Origin of the sequence: Streptomyces albus subsp. chlorinus (genome assembly GCF_013302895.1) — a bacterium.
In the GTDB taxonomy this organism is placed as follows: domain Bacteria; phylum Actinomycetota; class Actinomycetes; order Streptomycetales; family Streptomycetaceae; genus Streptomyces; species Streptomyces chlorinus.
Map to the genome: position 1 here is coordinate 4,642,266 of NZ_VJOK01000001.1, position 15,962 is coordinate 4,658,227.

Annotated in this window: 10 protein-coding genes and 2 pseudogenes; 9 read left to right on the forward strand and 3 right to left on the reverse strand. The window is 74.3% G+C overall.

From position 1 onward, the window contains the following. From FM076_RS34025 to FM076_RS20385, 4 genes and pseudogenes are all read left to right on the forward strand, one after another. A pseudogene (locus tag FM076_RS34025) lies at positions 1-1,902 on the forward strand (hypothetical protein); the annotation flags it as partial. Positions 1,903-1,957: 55 nt separating this feature from the next. After that, positions 1,958-3,586 (forward strand): annotated as a pseudogene (locus FM076_RS20375) (serine/threonine-protein kinase). Positions 3,587-3,641: 55 nt separating this feature from the next. Further along, positions 3,642-5,279, forward strand: a complete 1,638-nt coding sequence (locus tag FM076_RS20380) for a succinic semialdehyde dehydrogenase (RefSeq protein ID WP_173872416.1) — start codon at positions 3,642-3,644, stop codon at positions 5,277-5,279. Between the two features lie 108 nt (positions 5,280-5,387). Further along, positions 5,388-7,271 (forward strand): GMC oxidoreductase, encoded by a 1,884-nt coding sequence (locus FM076_RS20385; RefSeq protein WP_173872417.1) that lies wholly within the window; start codon positions 5,388-5,390, stop codon positions 7,269-7,271. A gap of 655 nt (positions 7,272-7,926) precedes the next feature. Here the strand turns inward: FM076_RS20385 and FM076_RS20390 are convergent. Beyond that, positions 7,927-8,289 carry a chorismate mutase gene (locus FM076_RS20390; RefSeq protein WP_173872418.1) on the reverse strand — a complete coding sequence of 121 codons (363 nt, stop codon included), beginning with the start codon at positions 8,287-8,289 and terminating at the stop codon, positions 7,927-7,929. 311 nt (positions 8,290-8,600) lie between these two features. Between FM076_RS20390 and guaA the strand changes: the two genes are divergently transcribed. Then, entirely contained in the window at positions 8,601-10,187 is a 1,587-nt protein-coding gene (guaA, locus tag FM076_RS20395; protein WP_173872419.1) for a glutamine-hydrolyzing GMP synthase, read from the forward strand. Positions 10,188-10,276: 89 nt separating this feature from the next. After that, positions 10,277-11,500: a hypothetical protein gene (locus tag FM076_RS20400; protein WP_173872420.1), complete on the forward strand. Its 1,224-nt coding sequence runs from the start codon at positions 10,277-10,279 to the stop codon at positions 11,498-11,500. Here FM076_RS20400 and FM076_RS20405 read toward each other — a convergent pair. Then, a complete protein-coding gene (locus tag FM076_RS20405) occupies positions 11,497-12,510 on the reverse strand; it encodes a LysR family transcriptional regulator (protein WP_173872421.1) in 1,014 nt (337 codons plus the stop codon). The genes FM076_RS20400 and FM076_RS20405 overlap by 4 nt on opposite strands. 162 nt (positions 12,511-12,672) lie before the next feature. Here FM076_RS20405 and FM076_RS20410 point away from each other — a divergent pair, with 162 nt between their 5' ends. Then, positions 12,673-13,689: an MDR family NADP-dependent oxidoreductase gene (locus FM076_RS20410; protein WP_173872422.1), complete on the forward strand. Its 1,017-nt coding sequence runs from the start codon at positions 12,673-12,675 to the stop codon at positions 13,687-13,689. A 110-nt stretch (positions 13,690-13,799) separates the two neighbouring features. Here FM076_RS20410 and FM076_RS20415 read toward each other — a convergent pair whose 3' ends face one another. Then, a complete protein-coding gene (locus FM076_RS20415) occupies positions 13,800-14,981 on the reverse strand; it encodes a hypothetical protein (protein ID WP_173872423.1) in 1,182 nt (393 codons plus the stop codon). Positions 14,982-15,085: 104 nt separating this feature from the next. On the opposite strand from FM076_RS20415, the gene FM076_RS20420 reads away from it, so the two are divergent. Both FM076_RS20420 and FM076_RS20425 read left to right on the forward strand, forming a co-directional pair. After that, positions 15,086-15,361 (forward strand): helix-turn-helix transcriptional regulator, encoded by a 276-nt coding sequence (locus tag FM076_RS20420; protein ID WP_173872424.1) that lies wholly within the window; start codon positions 15,086-15,088, stop codon positions 15,359-15,361. Next, the gene (locus tag FM076_RS20425; RefSeq protein ID WP_173872425.1) at positions 15,358-15,912 is read left to right on the forward strand and encodes a hypothetical protein; all 555 of its coding nucleotides are present in this window, start codon (positions 15,358-15,360) and stop codon (positions 15,910-15,912) included. Before FM076_RS20420 ends, FM076_RS20425 begins: the two co-directional genes overlap by 4 nt. Positions 15,913-15,962 lie beyond the last annotated feature (50 nt).

Consider the following 15,962-nt stretch of genomic DNA (forward strand, 5'->3'; position numbering starts at 1 on the left):
CGGCCGGCGCAGCGCGAGGGCCGCCACCCGCGGCACGCCGCGCGCACCCAGCACGGCGAGGTCCCCCCGCACGCCGCCGAGGCCCCCGCCGGTTCCGCGTACGCGCCCGGCCCCGAGGGCGGTTCCGGTGCCGGGTACGCCTCCGGTCACGGCGTCCCGTCCGGCCCCGAGGACGAGCCCGGCGCCGACGGCCCCTCCGGCGGGCAGGACGGGTATGACGGGTATGACGGGTATGACGACACCGGTACGTACGACACCTCGGGCCCGTACGCCCCCTCCGGCGTGTACGAACAACCCGGCCCGTACGAACAACCCGGCGGGCACGTCGGCGCGGACCCGCTCGCCGGGGCCGGGGGCGAGCCGTGGGACGCGGGCGAGCCGTGGGGCGGGGGCGGTGACCGGCCGTGGGACGAGGCCGTGGCGGGCGGGGGACGCTACCGGGGGCCGGTGAACGCGCTGGCTGCCGAGCGGGCCCGGTACGACGGGATGACGGTCGTGGGCCCGGTGACCGAGCGCTGGGCGCCCGAGCAGGCGGGGCCCGTCCACGCGAACTGGCGGCTGGCGCCGCCGGTCGGGCCGGCCGCCGACCTGTGGGCACTGGGCGCGCTGCTCTTCCGTGCCGTGCAGGGCCACGCCCCCTACCCGGAGGACAGCGCCGCCGAACTGGTGCAGATGGTGTGCGCGGAGCCGCCCGCGTTCGCGGAGGAGTGCGGACCGCTGCGTCCCGTCGTCGAGTCGCTGATGCGGCAGGACCCCACGGAGCGGCCGGACTTCGAGGAGCTGCGCGGCTGGCTGCGCTCCCTCATCCGCTCGGCGCCCGAGCCGGACGTGGGGCTGCGGACCGTGACGGCGCCCGCGCTGGAGGGCGGCGTCCCGTCCGACCCGCGCAGACTGCCGATCGTGCGGCGGCGCGGCGAACTGGTGCGCAGGCGCGGGCGGCGGGGGAAGCGTGCCGCCGCCGAACGGCACCCGCGGCGTACGCGTGAGCGCCAGCATGCCGCGGTGCGCGAGCCCGCCTCGGTGCGCGAGCCCGCCGCGGAACCCCGGGAACCGGCGCCGGTCCAGGAACCGCGGCCCAGTCAGCGGCGCCCGGAGCGGGAAGCGAAGGGGGGCGGCGGCACCGGCCCCCGGCGGCTCGGTGTGCTGATCCTGGCCCTGGTGCTGCTGGGCATGGCGGCGGCGGTGGCGTTCGTCGCGTATGTCCTGCCCGACAAAGGGGGCGGCGAGGGCGCTCAGAAGGGTTCCGTCGTGGTGCCGGACCAGCGGGAACGGGCGCCGGACGGCACGCAGCGCGACGACGAGGGCGAGGGCGGCAAGGGCGGCGAGGACCGATCCGGCCGTGGGGGCGGTGCGTCGCCGTCCGCCGACGGGCGGCGGTCCGCGACGTCCGGTGCCTCCGGCTCGTCCGGCGAACGGTCCGCGCCCAAGGCCCCCGACGGCTACAAGACCAGTACCGACCCCGTCGGTTTCCGGATCGCGGTGCCCGGGAAGTGGGACCACCGCTCCGCCGACTCCGAGGGCCGGGTGCGCTACTCCCCGGGGCCCTCGGGCGGCGACGTGGAGATGGTCGTCGTCAACGGCCGGGGCACCACACGGAAGTTCGGCAGGGACCCGATGGCCTACCAGAGCGAGGACGAGCCCGAACTGGCCGCCTACCGCGCCTCGGACTGGGCGAGCACGGGCGGGCTGCGCCGGATCGACGTGGGCGGCACGGCGATGGCCGAGGGCACCTTCAGCTGGCGCGAGGACAGCGGGCGCCAGGTGTACGCGCGCAACCGGGCGGTGATCCTCGGCGGGCGCTACCACGTGCTGCTCGTGCTCGGTTCCAGGAGCCGGCAGGCGGAGATCGACCGGCACTTCGAGGCGGTCGCCGACACCTACCGCGTCACCCGCGCCCGCTGACGTCAAGCTGGACGAACCCGGTGGCGGACCCCTGCGGGGAGGTGAGGCCGGGTCCATGACGAACGAGGGGGAACGGGTGGGCGAGTCGGCCGGCCACGGGCTTCAGCCCCCAGCGGCAGCGCATCAGGGGGAGCAGCCGCACGCCGGGGCGCCGCCGCAGCCGGGGGCTCCGCACAAGGAACAGCCGGCCCGGCCCCCGCGCGTACGAGCCCACCCAGACGGCGGCCATCCCGCCCGCCACCCCGCCGGCTTCCGCGCCGGGGGCGCCCGCGGCCGGTACCGATCCGGGTACGGGCCGGCTCCTGGGCGGGCGGTACCGCCTGGACGCTCGGCTGGGGCACGGCGGTATGGGCACCGTGTGGCGGGCGCACGACGAGGTGGTGGACCGGGACGTCGCCGTCAAGGAGCCGCGGCTGCCCGATCACCTGCCGGAGCGCGAGCGGGAGACGATGTACGCGCGGATGCGCCGGGAGGCGCGCACGGCGCGGATGGACCACCCGTCCGTCGTCACCATCCACGACGTGGTGGTCGAGGACGACCAGCCGTGGATCGTCATGGAGTTGGGTGCAGGGACGTTCGCTGGCCGATGTGCTGGACGAGGGCACCCTCGACGTGCGGGAGGCCGCCCGCATCGGCCTGGCCGTGGCGGGCGCCCTGGACGCGGCTCATGAGAAGGGCGTACTGCACCGCGAGGTGAAACCGGAAAACGTGCTGCTGGGCCGCTACGACCGGGTCGTCATCGCCGACTCCGGTATCGCCCATGCGCAGGGCGAGCAGGGGCTGACGGAGACGGGGACGTTCGTGGGCTCCCCCGGAGTTCACCGCTTCGGAGCGGGTGCTGGGGCAGTTGCTGAACAAGGGACCGGCGCTGCGTCCGTACGCGGCGGAGCTCCGCCAGGTGCTGGCCGACGTGGCCCGCCCACCGCAGCCCTCGCCGCGCCGGCCGCCGGCGCCGGAGGGCGGCAACACCCTCGTCCGCGTGCTGCGGGCCTTCGGCGCCAGGCTGCGTACCAGCCGGCGCTGGCAGTCCGGCGCGGGCGGCGCGGCGGTCGCCCTCGCCGCCGCGCTCACCCTGTTCTTCGTCCTCACCGCCGACCAGGCACCCGAGGGCTGGTCGACGCGGAACGAGGACAAGCGGGTCCGCGCCACCCTCGCGGTGCCGGACGACTGCGAACGGAGCGCCGGCGAGCAGGCGGTGACGTTCACCGACCCCGGTGACGTCCTCTCCCTGGAGGCGAACCGGTCCAGCAAGGACGTCAAGGGAAACGTCCTGGCGGAGGCCAACTCCTGGAAGAGCTTCTACGAGAGGGGCGCCTCGGACAGCGTGTACATCGAAATGCTGGAGGTGAAGTCCCGCGTGACAGAGGCCAAGCAGCAGGGCAGGGAGGCGGCCGAGGTGCTCACCACGTACCAGCCGACCAACGAAACGGGGACGGCCGAGGGCCCCAGGAAGTTCCGGCACGAACTCGTCTACGTCAGCGGGGACGGGGTGCGCCGGCGGCTCCAGGTCGAGATGCCCGCGAAGGGGGAGGCCCGGCGGGACGGTGAGCGGGTGTACGAGGAGGCGAAGAAGTTCTTCAAGATCCACGACCTGTGGCCGGGCGCAGCGCGGCCCGGGGCGCCGCCAGCAATCCGTTGCCAGCAGTCACTGGTAGCTGCCAGCAATCACTGGCGGATTCCGTGAAAAGGGGTTACCGCCGGGTATACGAGCCCGCGCCCCGGGTCGTACTCTCGGTCGCATGACGGACTCGCAGGACAGCAGCACAGTCCGGCCAGGCGGCGGAGCACCCGGCGGCGGCAACCCGGTGGCACCCGCGCCCGCGGGGGCGCGCACCGCCGCCGACGTGGTCACCCCGGCCCTGGTGGCGGCGCTGACCCGGGACGTGGCCGGCAGCGGCAAGACCAGCAGCCGCTCCCCGCTCACCGGCGAGGAGCTGGCCCAACTGCCCGAGTCCACCGCCGAGGACGTGGACCGCGCCTTCGAGCGGGCCCGCGCCGCCCAGCGGCCCTGGGCGGCCACCCCGGTGCGGCAGCGGGCCGCCGTGCTGCTGCGCTTCCACGACCTCGTGCTGGCCCGCCAGTCGGAGGTGCTCGACCTCGTCCAGCTGGAGACCGGCAAGGCCCGGCTGCACGCGCACGAGGAGGTGCAGGCGGTCGCCGTCGCCGCCCGGCACTACGGGCGCAGGGCTGCCTCCTATCTGCGCCCCAAGCGGCACACGGGGGCGATCCCCGTGCTGACCAAGGTGACCGAGCTGCGCCACCCGCGCGGAGTCGTGGGGCAGATAGCGCCGTGGAACTACCCCTTCGAGCTGTCCGTCGGTGACGCGCTGCCCGCCTTCGTCGCGGGCAACGCGGTTGTGATGAAGCCCGACACCCAGACCGCGCTGACCGCGCTGTGGGCCCGCGACCTGCTGATCGAGGCGGGGCTGCCGCCCCAGGTGTGGCAGGTCGTCCTCGGGGAGGGCCCGGTGGTCGGGCCCGAGGTCGCCGACCGCGGTGACTACGTCTCCTTCACCGGTTCGACCCGCACCGGCCGGGAGGTCGCCCGGCGCGCCGCCGCCCGCCTGGTGGGCTGCTCGCTGGAGCTGGGCGGCAAGAACGCGATGCTCGTCCTGGACGACGCCGACCTCGACAAGGCCGCGGCGGGCGCGGTGCGCGGCGCCTTCTCGTCCGCCGGGCAGCTGTGCATCTCCATCGAGCGGCTCTACGTCCACGAGGCGGTCGCGGACGCCTTCCTGGAGCGCTTCGTGGCCCGCACCCGCGCCATGCGCCTGGGCGGCGCCCTCGCCTACGGCGCCGACATGGGCTCCCTCGTCTCCGAGCGGCAGCTCAAGACCGTCCGGCGGCACATCGAGGACGCCGTCGCCAAGGGCGCCACCGTCCTGGCGGGCGGCAGGCCGCGCCCGGACATCGGCCCGCTGTTCCACGAGCCGACGGTGCTGGAGGGCGTCGAGCCGGAGATGGCGGTCTGCGGCGAGGAGACCTTCGGCCCGGTCGTCTCCGTCTACCGCTTCTCGGAGGTGGACGAGGCGGTCGAGCTGGCCAACGCCACCCCCTACGGCCTCAACTCCAGCGTCTGGAGCGGCAACGCGCGCCGGGCCCGCGAGGTCGCCGCCCGGCTGCGCAGCGGCACCGTCAACATCAACGAGGGCTACGCCTCCGCCTACGGCAGCGCCCAGGCTCCCATGGGCGGGATGGGCGACTCGGGGCTGGGCCGCCGGCACGGCTCCGAGGGCATCCTCAAGTACACCGAACCGCAGACCGTGGCCCATCAGCGGGTGCTGCCCATGGCGCCGTCGCTCGGCATGAGCGACGAGGCGTACGCGGCGTTCATGTCGCGCTCCCTCAGGGCGCTGAAGGTGCTCCGCTTCCGCTGAGGGGGCGCTGCCGGCCGCTGTCCGCGGGCTGCGGGCCGGTGGTGGCCGGTCGCGCAGTTCCCCACACCCCTTACGGGCGCTCCCGTCACCGCAGAACCGGAGGTATTCGTGTCCCAGGCGCAATGCGACTACGACGTGCTGGTGGTCGGCTCCGGCTTCGGCGGGTCCGTCTCGGCGCTGCGGCTGACGGAGAAGGGCTACCGGGTGTGCGTGCTGGAGGCCGGCCGGCGCTTCACCCGCGACGAGTTGCCCAAGAACTCCTGGGACCTGAAGAACTTCCTGTGGGCGCCCTCCCTCGGCCTCTACGGCATCCAGCGCATCCACCTGCTCGCAAATGTCATGATCCTGGCAGGTGCCGGGGTGGGCGGCGGCTCCCTCAACTACGCCAACACCCTCTACGTCCCCCCGAAGCCGTTCTTCGAGGACCGCCAGTGGGGCCACATCACCGACTGGCAGACCGAACTCGCCCCCTTCTACGACCAGGCCGAGCGCATGCTCGGCGTCCGGCTCAACCCGACGACCACGCCCGCCGACGTCCATCTGAAGGCCGCCGCCGACCGCATGGGCTACGGCGGCACCTTCCACCTGGCGCCCGTCGGCGTCTTCTTCGGCGACGGCGAGGACGGCGACGGCACCTCGCGGGCCGCACCCGGCAGCACGGTGCCCGACCCCTACTTCGGCGGTGCCGGCCCCGACCGCACCGCCTGCGTGGAGTGCGGGGAGTGCATGACCGGCTGCCGCCGGGGTGCCAAGAACACCCTCAACGAGAACTACCTGTACCTCGCGGAGAAGGCGGGCGCCGAGATCCGCCCCCTCACCACCGTCGTCGGCATCCGCGAGCGCACCCCGGGCACCGACGAGGACGGCTACGAGGTGGCCACCGTCCGCACCGACAAGCGCCGCGCCCGCCCCCGTGTCCTGCGCGCCCGCCGCGTGGTGCTGGCGGCCGGTACCTACGGGACGCAGAAACTGCTGCACCGCGTCAAGGACGCCGGCACCCTCCCGCGGCTTTCCCCGCGCCTGGGCGAGCTGACCCGCACCAACTCCGAGGCGCTCGTGGGGGCGCAGACCATCCCGCGCCGCTACCGCGGGAAGTGGGGCGAGGACGCCGAACTCGACTTCACCAAGGGCGTGGCCATCACCTCCTCGGTGCACCCCAACGACACCACGCACATCGAGCCGGTCCGCTACGGCAAGGGCTCCAACGCGATGAGCGCGCTGACCACCCTCCAGGTGCGGCAGAACACGGTGCTGCCCCGCGCCCTCGCCCACGTGCTGACCTGCCTGCGGCACCCGGCGCTCTTCGCCCGCTCCCTGTCCGCCCGCAAGTGGTCCGAGCGCATCATCATCGGACTCGTCATGCAGACCCTCGACAACTCGCTGACGACCTACCGCAAGGACAAGGGCATCGGCAAGGGCATGCTGACCGCGCGGCAGGGGCACGGCGCGCCCAACCCCGTGCACATCCCCGAGGGCGCCGAGGCCGCCCGCGCGCTGGCCGAGGAGATCAACGGCTTCCCCGGTACCAACGTGGGCGAGCTGATGGGCACCCCGCTCACGGCCCACTTCCTGGGCGGCTGCCCCATCGGGGACGGCCCGGAGCACGGCGTCATCGACCCCTACCACCGGCTCTACGGGCACCCCGGCATCAGCGTCGTGGACGGCGCGGCCGTCTCCGCGAACCTCGGGGTCAACCCCTCCCTGACCATCACGGCGCAGGCCGAGCGCGCCATGGCCTTCTGGCCGAACAAGGGCGAGGAGGACCCGCGCCCCGCACAGGGGGAGGCGTACCGGCGCCTGGCCCCTGTCGCCCCGGTGCGGCCCGCCGTGCCCGAGGGCGCCTTCGGCGCGCTGTGGCTGCCGGTCCTGCCGGTGCCCCAGGTCCCGGCGCGGAAGCCGGAGGGATCGGGGGAGGCGGCGCAGCCGCGGGAGGCGGGGACGGGGGAGGCGTCGCGGGAGACGGAGGAGTCCCGGGAGCCGCAGGAGTCATGACGGTGACGAAGGGCCCCGTGGCGCCGGCCGGGTGGGTGGGCGGCAGCCGCGGGGCCCTCTGGTCAGCACCGGCGTCAGGGCAGCGCCCGTGCTGAGGCGGCGCCGGGGGGAAGCGCCGCTGGATTGGTCGGACCAATGGCACCACTGCGCCACGGCCAACCAATACGGGGGTGAATCAGATGGTTCGCTCGCTCTCCCGCATCGTGCGCGATGCGCCTCACCTCGCGCAACCGTTTCGACCAAGGGGCTTCTCCCCAGGGTGGGCGGTTATGGAAAAGATCTTGTGTGCACGCCGGACGCGGTGCCCGGCCCGGCGCGGGACCAGGGCGTCGGAGGACCGCGGAGCGGCCGGCCCAGAGCGTCCCCGGGACCGGCCGCTGTCGTGACCGGGCTGCTGTCCCCTGCCGTCCGGTCACAGCACCGGAACGAGGTCCCACGACGCCCGGCGTCTCCCCTCCCGGGGAGGACGGGCGTCTCATCGCTCCGGTGACGCCGCCCCGTCCGCCGCCGGGCGCCCGGCGGAGATCAGGGACACCGGGTCCAACGAAGCCCCTGCGGGCCGGTCACGCGCCGTACGGGTGAGGGCCGTCGCCGCCGCCCGGGGCCGGCCCGGCGGGGACCGGCCGCCGGGCCGGCACGGCACCCGGCGGGGCGCCTAGTGGCCGCGGCACAGCCGCAGCAGCGTCATGGCCAGGTCGCGGCCGGCGCCGCCCAGCTCACGGCTGTAGTGGTCGAGGATCTCCATCTCGCGGGCGAGGTGCACCCGTCGGCCGCCCGACTCGATCCGTACGCGCTGGATCGCCTCCGAGACCTCCATCCGGTCCCGGACCAGCGCGATGATGCGGGCGTCCAGCGCGTCGATGCGGGCTCGTTCGGCGGCGATCACCGTCTTGGGGCCGCCGTCCGGGGCGTCGGGGGCGGTCCGCGCCGCCCCGGCGGCTCCGGCGGCTCCGGTGGTCACGGCGGTGGCGGGTGCGGCGGGTGTGGTGGGTGCGACGGTGGTGGCGGTGGTGTTCATCCGCTGCCTGCTCCTTGGCTCGCGGAGCCCTCGGGACCGAACGGCCCGGAAGCCGGCACGACAGCGCCCCGGGCCTTGACCGGCCCGGGGCGCCTGGGGAAGTCGTGTGTCTACTCGCTCACACAGAACGACGACCATGGCAGCCGGCCGGGCCGGTGCCATAGGTAAACCAGAAGGTGTTCCGCGTCAGCATGCGGGCCAGTATGCCACGGGCCGGGAGCGCTGCCCCGCGACGGGAGGCCGGGGGGCCGGGAAGCGGTCGGTATCATCGGGGGTGAACCCCCTCTTCAGCGCCGAAAGGCATCAGCTTCGTGGCTTCCAACCCGTCCGAGAGCAGCGCCCCGGACACCGTTCTCGTCGTCGACTTCGGCGCGCAGTATGCGCAGCTCATCGCACGCCGGGTCCGCGAGGCGCGGGTCTACAGCGAGATCGTTCCCTCGACCATGCCGGCCGCCGAGATGCTCGCCAGGAACCCCAAGGCGATCATCCTGTCCGGCGGCCCGTCCTCCGTGTACGCGGAGGGTGCCCCCTCCCTCGACCGCGCGGTGTTCGAGGCCGGGGTGCCGGTCCTCGGCATCTGCTACGGCTTCCAGCTGATGGCCACCACCCTGGGCGGCACCGTCGACAACACGGGCGGCCGGGAGTACGGCGCCACGCCGCTGACGGTCACCAGGTCGGGCTCGACGCTGTTCGAGGGCACTCCGGACGAGCAGCAGGTGTGGATGTCGCACGGCGACGCGTGCTCGGCGGCGCCGGAGGGCTTCACCGTCACGGCGTCCACGGACCTGGTGCCGGTGGCGGCGTTCGAGAACGACGAGCGGAAGCTGTACGGCATCCAGCACCACTGCGAGGTGATGCACTCCACCCACGGCCAGCAGGTGCTGGAGCACTTCCTGTACCGCGCCGCGGGGCTGTCCCCGTCGTGGACGACGGAGAGCATCGTCGGCGAGCAGGTCGAGGCGATCCGCGCGCAGGTCGGCACCAAGCGCGCCATCTGCGGGCTGTCGGGCGGCGTGGACTCGGCGGTCGCGGCGGCGCTCGTGCAGCGGGCCATCGGCGACCAGCTGACCTGCGTGTACGTCGACCACGGCCTGATGCGCAAGGGGGAGACCGAGCAGGTCGAGAAGGACTTCGTCGCGGCCACCGGCGTGCAGCTGAAGGTCGTGGACGCGGCCGACCGCTTCCTGGACGCGCTGGAGGGGGTTTCCGACCCGGAGCAGAAGCGCAAGATCATCGGCCGGGAGTTCATCCGCGTCTTCGAGACCGCGCAGGCCGAGATCGTCGCCGAGGCGCCCAGCGAGGAGCCGGTGGCGTTCCTGGTGCAGGGCACCCTCTACCCGGACGTGGTGGAGTCGGGCGGCGGCACCGGCACCGCCAACATCAAGTCCCACCACAACGTGGGCGGGCTCCCCGACGACCTCGAGTTCGAGCTGGTGGAGCCGCTGCGCAAGCTGTTCAAGGACGAGGTGCGGATGGTGGGCCAGGAGCTGGGGCTCCCGGAGGAGATCGTCCAGCGCCAGCCGTTCCCCGGGCCCGGCCTGGGCATCCGGATCGTCGGCGAGGTCACGCGCGAGCGGCTGGAGGTGCTGCGCGAGGCGGACGCCATCGCCCGTGAGGAGCTGACGGCGGCCGGGCTCGACCGGGAGATCTGGCAGTGCCCGGTGGTGCTGCTCGCCGATGTCCGCAGCGTCGGCGTCCAGGGCGACGCCCGCACCTACGGTCACCCCGTGGTGCTGCGGCCGGTCTCGTCCGAGGACGCGATGACGGCCGACTGGTCGCGGCTGCCCTACGACGTCCTGGCCCGCATCTCCACGCGGATCACCAACGAGGTCGCCGAGGTCAACCGCGTCACGCTGGACGTCACGAGCAAGCCCCCGGGGACCATCGAGTGGGAGTGACCCTCGCCTGACGGCCCCGCCGTGCGCCCCCGTCGTCCGCTCCGGATGACGGGGGCACACGTGTGTTCGGGCTGGGATACGGTGCCGGGGTGGCGGACGCGGAAGATGAGGCGGGGCGGCCGGAAGAGCCGGAGCGGACCGGCGGGCGGGGGCTCCTGGAGTACTCGGACGAGGAACGGGAGCGCTGGCGCGCCCTCCAGCAGGAGGGGGAGCGGCGCCGGCGCCGGCGGCGGATCGTCACCTGGAGCCTCGTCGGCGTGGTGGTGCTCGGTCTGGCGGGGTGGGCGGCCGCACCGAGCGTCAAGGACAGGGTGATCGCCTCCAGGGCCTGCGACGGCGCGATCCCCGAGGGCAGCATGGACACCCTGCGCGCCGCCACGGGCGACGCCGACGCGCATCTGACCGAGTACACCACCGAGACGAGCACCGGACTCGGCCGCTACTCCTGCCAGGTGAAGAGCGAGAAGGGGCGGGTCCTGGAGGTCGAGGTCTACAGCCGCCGCGACTCCATCGACCGCGAGCTGGCCCGGCAGTTCGAGGACGACGGCGGGCACCCGGCGGCGGCGCTGCCGGGCGGGCTGCCCGGGTTCGAGGCCAGGCTGGCGGGCATCGTGCTGATGCCCCAGTGCCCCGGGCACGGCAGGGACGCGGCGGGCCACCGGGGGCAGTTGCTGGTGGACGTGCTGGGCGGGGGCGACTCCGCGTCGCGCGACCTGCTCCGCACCGGTGCTGCCGTCGCCAACAAGGCGGCCGAGAAGCTGGGGTGCGACGCGAAGCCGCTGCCCGTACCCGGCAGGGACGGCGAGCCGGAGCAGGTGCGTGTGGCGGCCGCGGCCGGCACCTCCTGCGCGGCGCTGGCCGACGGCCCCCTCCAGGGCTCCGGCTGGACCGCCGACCTGCGCCTTCCCAAAGGGCGCGGCCCGATGGCCAGTTGCGCGGTGCGGCCCTCGGGGAAGGACGAGTACGGCGATCCGCACGACCCGGTGATCCGGCTCTACGGCTGGTACGGCGACTGGTCGCAGCGGATGAAGCTCCATGCGGCGCGGATGAACGGCGCGGACACCGGCCGGGCGACGGTCCGGCCGTGGCTCGGCGAGAGCAACGGCTGGGCCATGGCCCGCTGCGACGGCCAGGCGGCGGGCTTCGAGATCGACGTGTGGCGGCCGTCCGCCGACGGCACGCCCCCGGGGCAGCGGACGGTGAGCCGCGACCGGCTGGGCAAGGAGAAGATGCGCCAGATGCTCGCCTCCTTCGCGAAGAAGGAGAGCGCCGAGCGCGGTTGCGAGGGGCTGCGCCTGCCGCACGCCGGCTAGGGCCGTGGCGGGCGCGCCGGCGACCGGGCGGGGGTGCTCCGGTGGGTGCCGGGGCGGCGCTCGGCGGTGCGCCGGTGCGCCGTGGCCGTCCCGGCCGCTGCCGGGCTCCCCGCGTCCGAGGCCGGGACGGGCATGGTCAGCGAGGCGGCGGCCGAGCGCAGTTCGCGGATCAGCTCCCGTACGGCGGCGGTCCCGGCGAGTTCGGACGTGGTGACGTAACCGACCCCGCGCGTGGGCGGCCGGGGGCCGAGGCCGGTGAGCGCGATGTCGGCGGGCGCGCCGGTGAGGGCGAGCGCGGGCATCAGGGACATCCCCATGCCCTGGGAGACCATCGACAGCACCACGGTGTCGTCCTCGGCGAGGATGGTGGCCGGGGGGATCCAGTCCTGGCGTGCCCACCAGTCGCGGGTGTAGGAGCCGCAGTTCTCGTCCCAGTCGATGAGGGGCAGGGTGCGGGGGTCCTGGGTGCCGGCGCGTGGGTGGGCGAGCACGTACGGCTCGTCGAAGAGCTTTCCGCTCAGCAGCCCCTTCGGCGGCCCGGCTCCGTCCAGGGTGGCCAGGCCGAGGTCGGCGTGGCCGTCGGCGACGAGGCCCGCGGTGCCCCGCCCGATCTCCCGCACGATGCTCACCCGCGGGGCCAGCCCGGGGTGGCGGCCGGTCAGCCGCTCCAGCGCGCGGGGCAGCAGATGGGCGGCGACGCTGCGGAACGCGGCGATGCGCAGGGGACCGGTGACCGCCTCGTCACCCGCGTCGCGGGCCTCGTCGCGCATCGACCGCATCAGGCGCAGGATGCGCCGGGCGTAGGCGACGGTACGGGTACCCGCGGCCGTGGGGCGGGCGCCGTACCGGCCGCGGTGGAAGAGCACGACGCCGAGTTTGCGTTCGCAGGCGCGTACCGCATGGGAGACGGCGGACTGCGTCAGCCCGAGGGAGGCGGCCGCCGCGGTGAACCCGCGCTCCCGCTCGACGGCGACGAGGATGCGCAGTTCGTGCGGCGCCAGGTCGTCCATGCCCCGGAGTATGCCAGGGCAGGACGACACGCATGAGCGGCGTTCATGGAAGCGGCACTTCGCGTCACGGACACCGCTGCCCAACCCGGGTGCCCGCCTCCTACGGTCGCCACCGGGGCGGACACCGGTCCGTTCCCCACCGGTCCGAGTCCAGGAGCGCACATGTCCGCCACCCCCGCCCGCTTCGTCCACCAGGTCGCACGCCCTCAAGGGGCCCCGACGGCCGCCGACTTCGGCATGGTGGAGGGGACCGTTCCCGCTCCGGGCCCGGGCCAGGCCCTGGTGGAGAACGTGTACCTGTCCGTCGACCCCTACATGAGGGAGCTGATGGACGGCGGCTGGGACCTGCACGCGCCTCTCGAAGGGCGCGCCATCGGCCGTGTGACCGCCTCCCGCGCGGCCGGACTTCCCGTCGGGGCGCTCGTCTTCCACCGCCAGGGCTGGCGGACCCATGCCCTGGTGCCCCCCGGCCAGGCCCGGGTACTGCCGCACCACCCCGGCGTTCCGGCCCGGGTCTTCCTGGGCCTGCTGGGCGGCACGGGCCTGACCGCCTATGTCGCCCTCACCCGGACCGCGGCACTCCGGCCCGGCGAGGACGTGTTCATCTCGGCCGCGGCCGGCGGTGTGGGCAGCGCGGCCGGGCAGCTGGCCCGGCTGCTGGGGGCGCGGCGCGTCGTCGGCAGCGCGGGTTCGGCCGAGAAGGTGCGGCGGCTGACCGGGGAGTGGGGTTTCGACGCGGCTTTCGACTACCACGACGGCCCGGTCGGGCAGTTGCTGGCCGAGGCCGCGCCGGACGGCGTCGACGTCTACCTCGACAACGTCGGCGGAGAGCACCTCGAAGGCGCCATCGAGGGGCTGCGGGAGTTCGGCAGGATCGCCTGGGTCGGGGCGATAGCCCAGTACAACAGCGCCCAGCCGCCCGCGGCGCCGCGCAATCTGTACGAGATCGTGGACAAGAGTCTGCGTCTGGAAGGCGTTCTCGTCCGCAACCACCGTTCCGTGCAGAGCGAACTGGAGGACTTTCTCGTACCGCACCTGCGGGCGGGGCGGGTCGTCGATGTGCAGAGCGTCGTGCACGGCTTCGACAACGTGGTGGAGGCGTTCCTCGGCATGCTGCGGGGCGCCAACACCGGCAAGACGGTGGTGCGGATCGCCGAGGAGGGGGCGGCGGAGGCGTGACGCCCGCACGCGGTGTGCCGTCAGCGGGGTGAGGCACCCGCGCCGGAGCGGACGCGCGTCGGGGCGGACCCGTGCACTCCGGTTCCGTGGCAGGCTCCGGGCGCCCCGGATCAGAGCAGGTTGAGTGACTGCACGTAGCGGGAGTCCATCGCCACGCGGAGCCGTTCGGCCCGGCCGGGCGGGACGCCGCGGTCCTTCACCCACTTGTCGAACACCGCGAACAGCTGCACGCGGCCGTCCATCAGCCGCGCCACGGCCCGTTCGCCCTTGCCCGCCGGGGCGTCGGGGCGGCGCTGGGCGAGGGTGGCCGCGGAGGGGCGGGAGCGTACCCGGTGGCCGGTGGGGTGGTAGACGCCCCGGGTGTGCCGCAGCACCGCACGGTCGAACCCGGCCAGCGACGGCGCCAGACCCTCGTGGACGGCCTCCGTGCGGGCGGCCATGAGGCCGGCGACGAACGCGGCGGTCTGCTCCAGCTCCGTCTCGACGGCCAGCTGCCCGTCCTCGGCCCGCTCGCCCGGCTCCCTGGGGGCGGCGGTGAGCCGTTCCAGGTAGAAGGCGAAGCGGGCGCGTTCGGCGTCGTAGAGCGTCGCGAACGCGCGCGGGGAGGCGGCGACGCGGCGCAGGACCTTCTCGGCCCGCTCGAACTCGGGGAAGACGACATGGACGTCGCGGCCGTTCGGGAAGGGCGTGGCCCAGTTGCCGCTGCCGTCGCCGTACTCCGCCTCCTTGTCGCTGACGGCCGGGCGGCCCTTCCACTCCATGGGAGGGCCGGAGACCACCGCGTGGCTGGTGTCCTGGATGTAGGAGGCGAACATGTCCGCGAGGTAGGGGTTCAGGCCGAGGGGGAAGTCCGGGAGGTAGTGGTCGGCGCCCTCGCTCAGGAGCAGCACCACGGCGTGCGCGACGCGGGCCGACCGCGCGGTGTGAGGGCGCGCGGGCGCGTCCTGCGCGTCGGCGGTCCGTCCCGTGGTCGCGGCGACGAGGGCCCGCCCGGCGACGGCCGTCCCGTCGGCGCCGTCGCACAGCGGGTCACCGGTGGCGCGCAGCAGACGCTTGAGCGGCCCGGTGCGGTGCACGCCCTCGCCCGGGTCCAGGGCGGCGGCGGCCCGTTCGGGGTCGCGGGCCAGGGCGCGGGCGGAGGCGGGAGCCGGGCGGCAGCGCGGCTCGTCGCCGCCGTCGCTCAGCAGCACGGGGACCAGGACGGCGAGCAGCACCAGGGCGAGGGCACCGCCGCCCAGGGCGAGGAGCAGGGTGCGCCGGGAGGCGCCACGTATGCGGTCGAGGGAGGGCACCGGGCGAGGGTACCCGGGCCCTGGACGGGGGTTCGGGCCGTCCGTGCGCTGCGAGGCCGCTCTTGGCATTGCGGATCTGCTGCTGAATGTAGTACTCCTTATACATGAGCGAGCACGTACACAACAGGCTGGCGGTCGTGCGGGCTGAACGGAAGGTGTCCCGGCAGGCGCTGGCCACGGCGGTCGGCGCGCACTACCAGACGATCGGGTACATCGAGCGCGGGCAGTACAACCCGAGCCTCGACCTGGCGCTGCGCATCGCCGCCTATTTCCGGCTCCCGGTGGAGGCCCTGTTCTCCCTGGAGCCGTTCCGCCCGCTCACGGACGAGCTGTACGGCACGTCCGGTACCACCGAGGACACGGGGAGGACACCTCGATGAGCACGGGCACGCCTGCCACGCGCTACGACAAGTGGCTGCTGAAGACCATGAACGACACGCGCACCAAGCGCTACCACGCCACCCGGGCGGCGCGCCGCCGCATCATCGCCGCGCACATGGCCGCCACGGTGGTGGGAGTGGCGGCCCTCGTCACCGGTTACGCGCGCGAGGACCTGTGGCCGCTGGTCTGGATGCTGGTCGCGCTGGTGGCGTGGATCCCGCTCACCGGCCTGCTCAACTCCATGACGTACGGCCTGCTGGACCTGCGCACCCGTGTCCTGGACGAGCGGCAGATCGCCGAGCGCGGCGCGGTGCACGCCGTGGCGTACCGCGTCACCTCCTGGATGATGGCCCTCACGCTGCTGGGCTTCTACGCCGCCTGGACGCTGGACGTCCCGTTGAGCGACCTTGCCGTCCCGCTGGCGAGCGCCGGCCTGTCCGTGTTCGTCCTGCACCGGCTGCTGCCCTTGTGGATCGCGGCGCTGCGGGCGCAGGACCCGCCGGAGGAGGAGCCGGACGAGGCCGCCGGCGGCCCGGCGCCGTCCGTCTGACGCGCGCCTGGATACGCCGTTCGGGGCGTCTGACGCACGCCGCGCGCCGC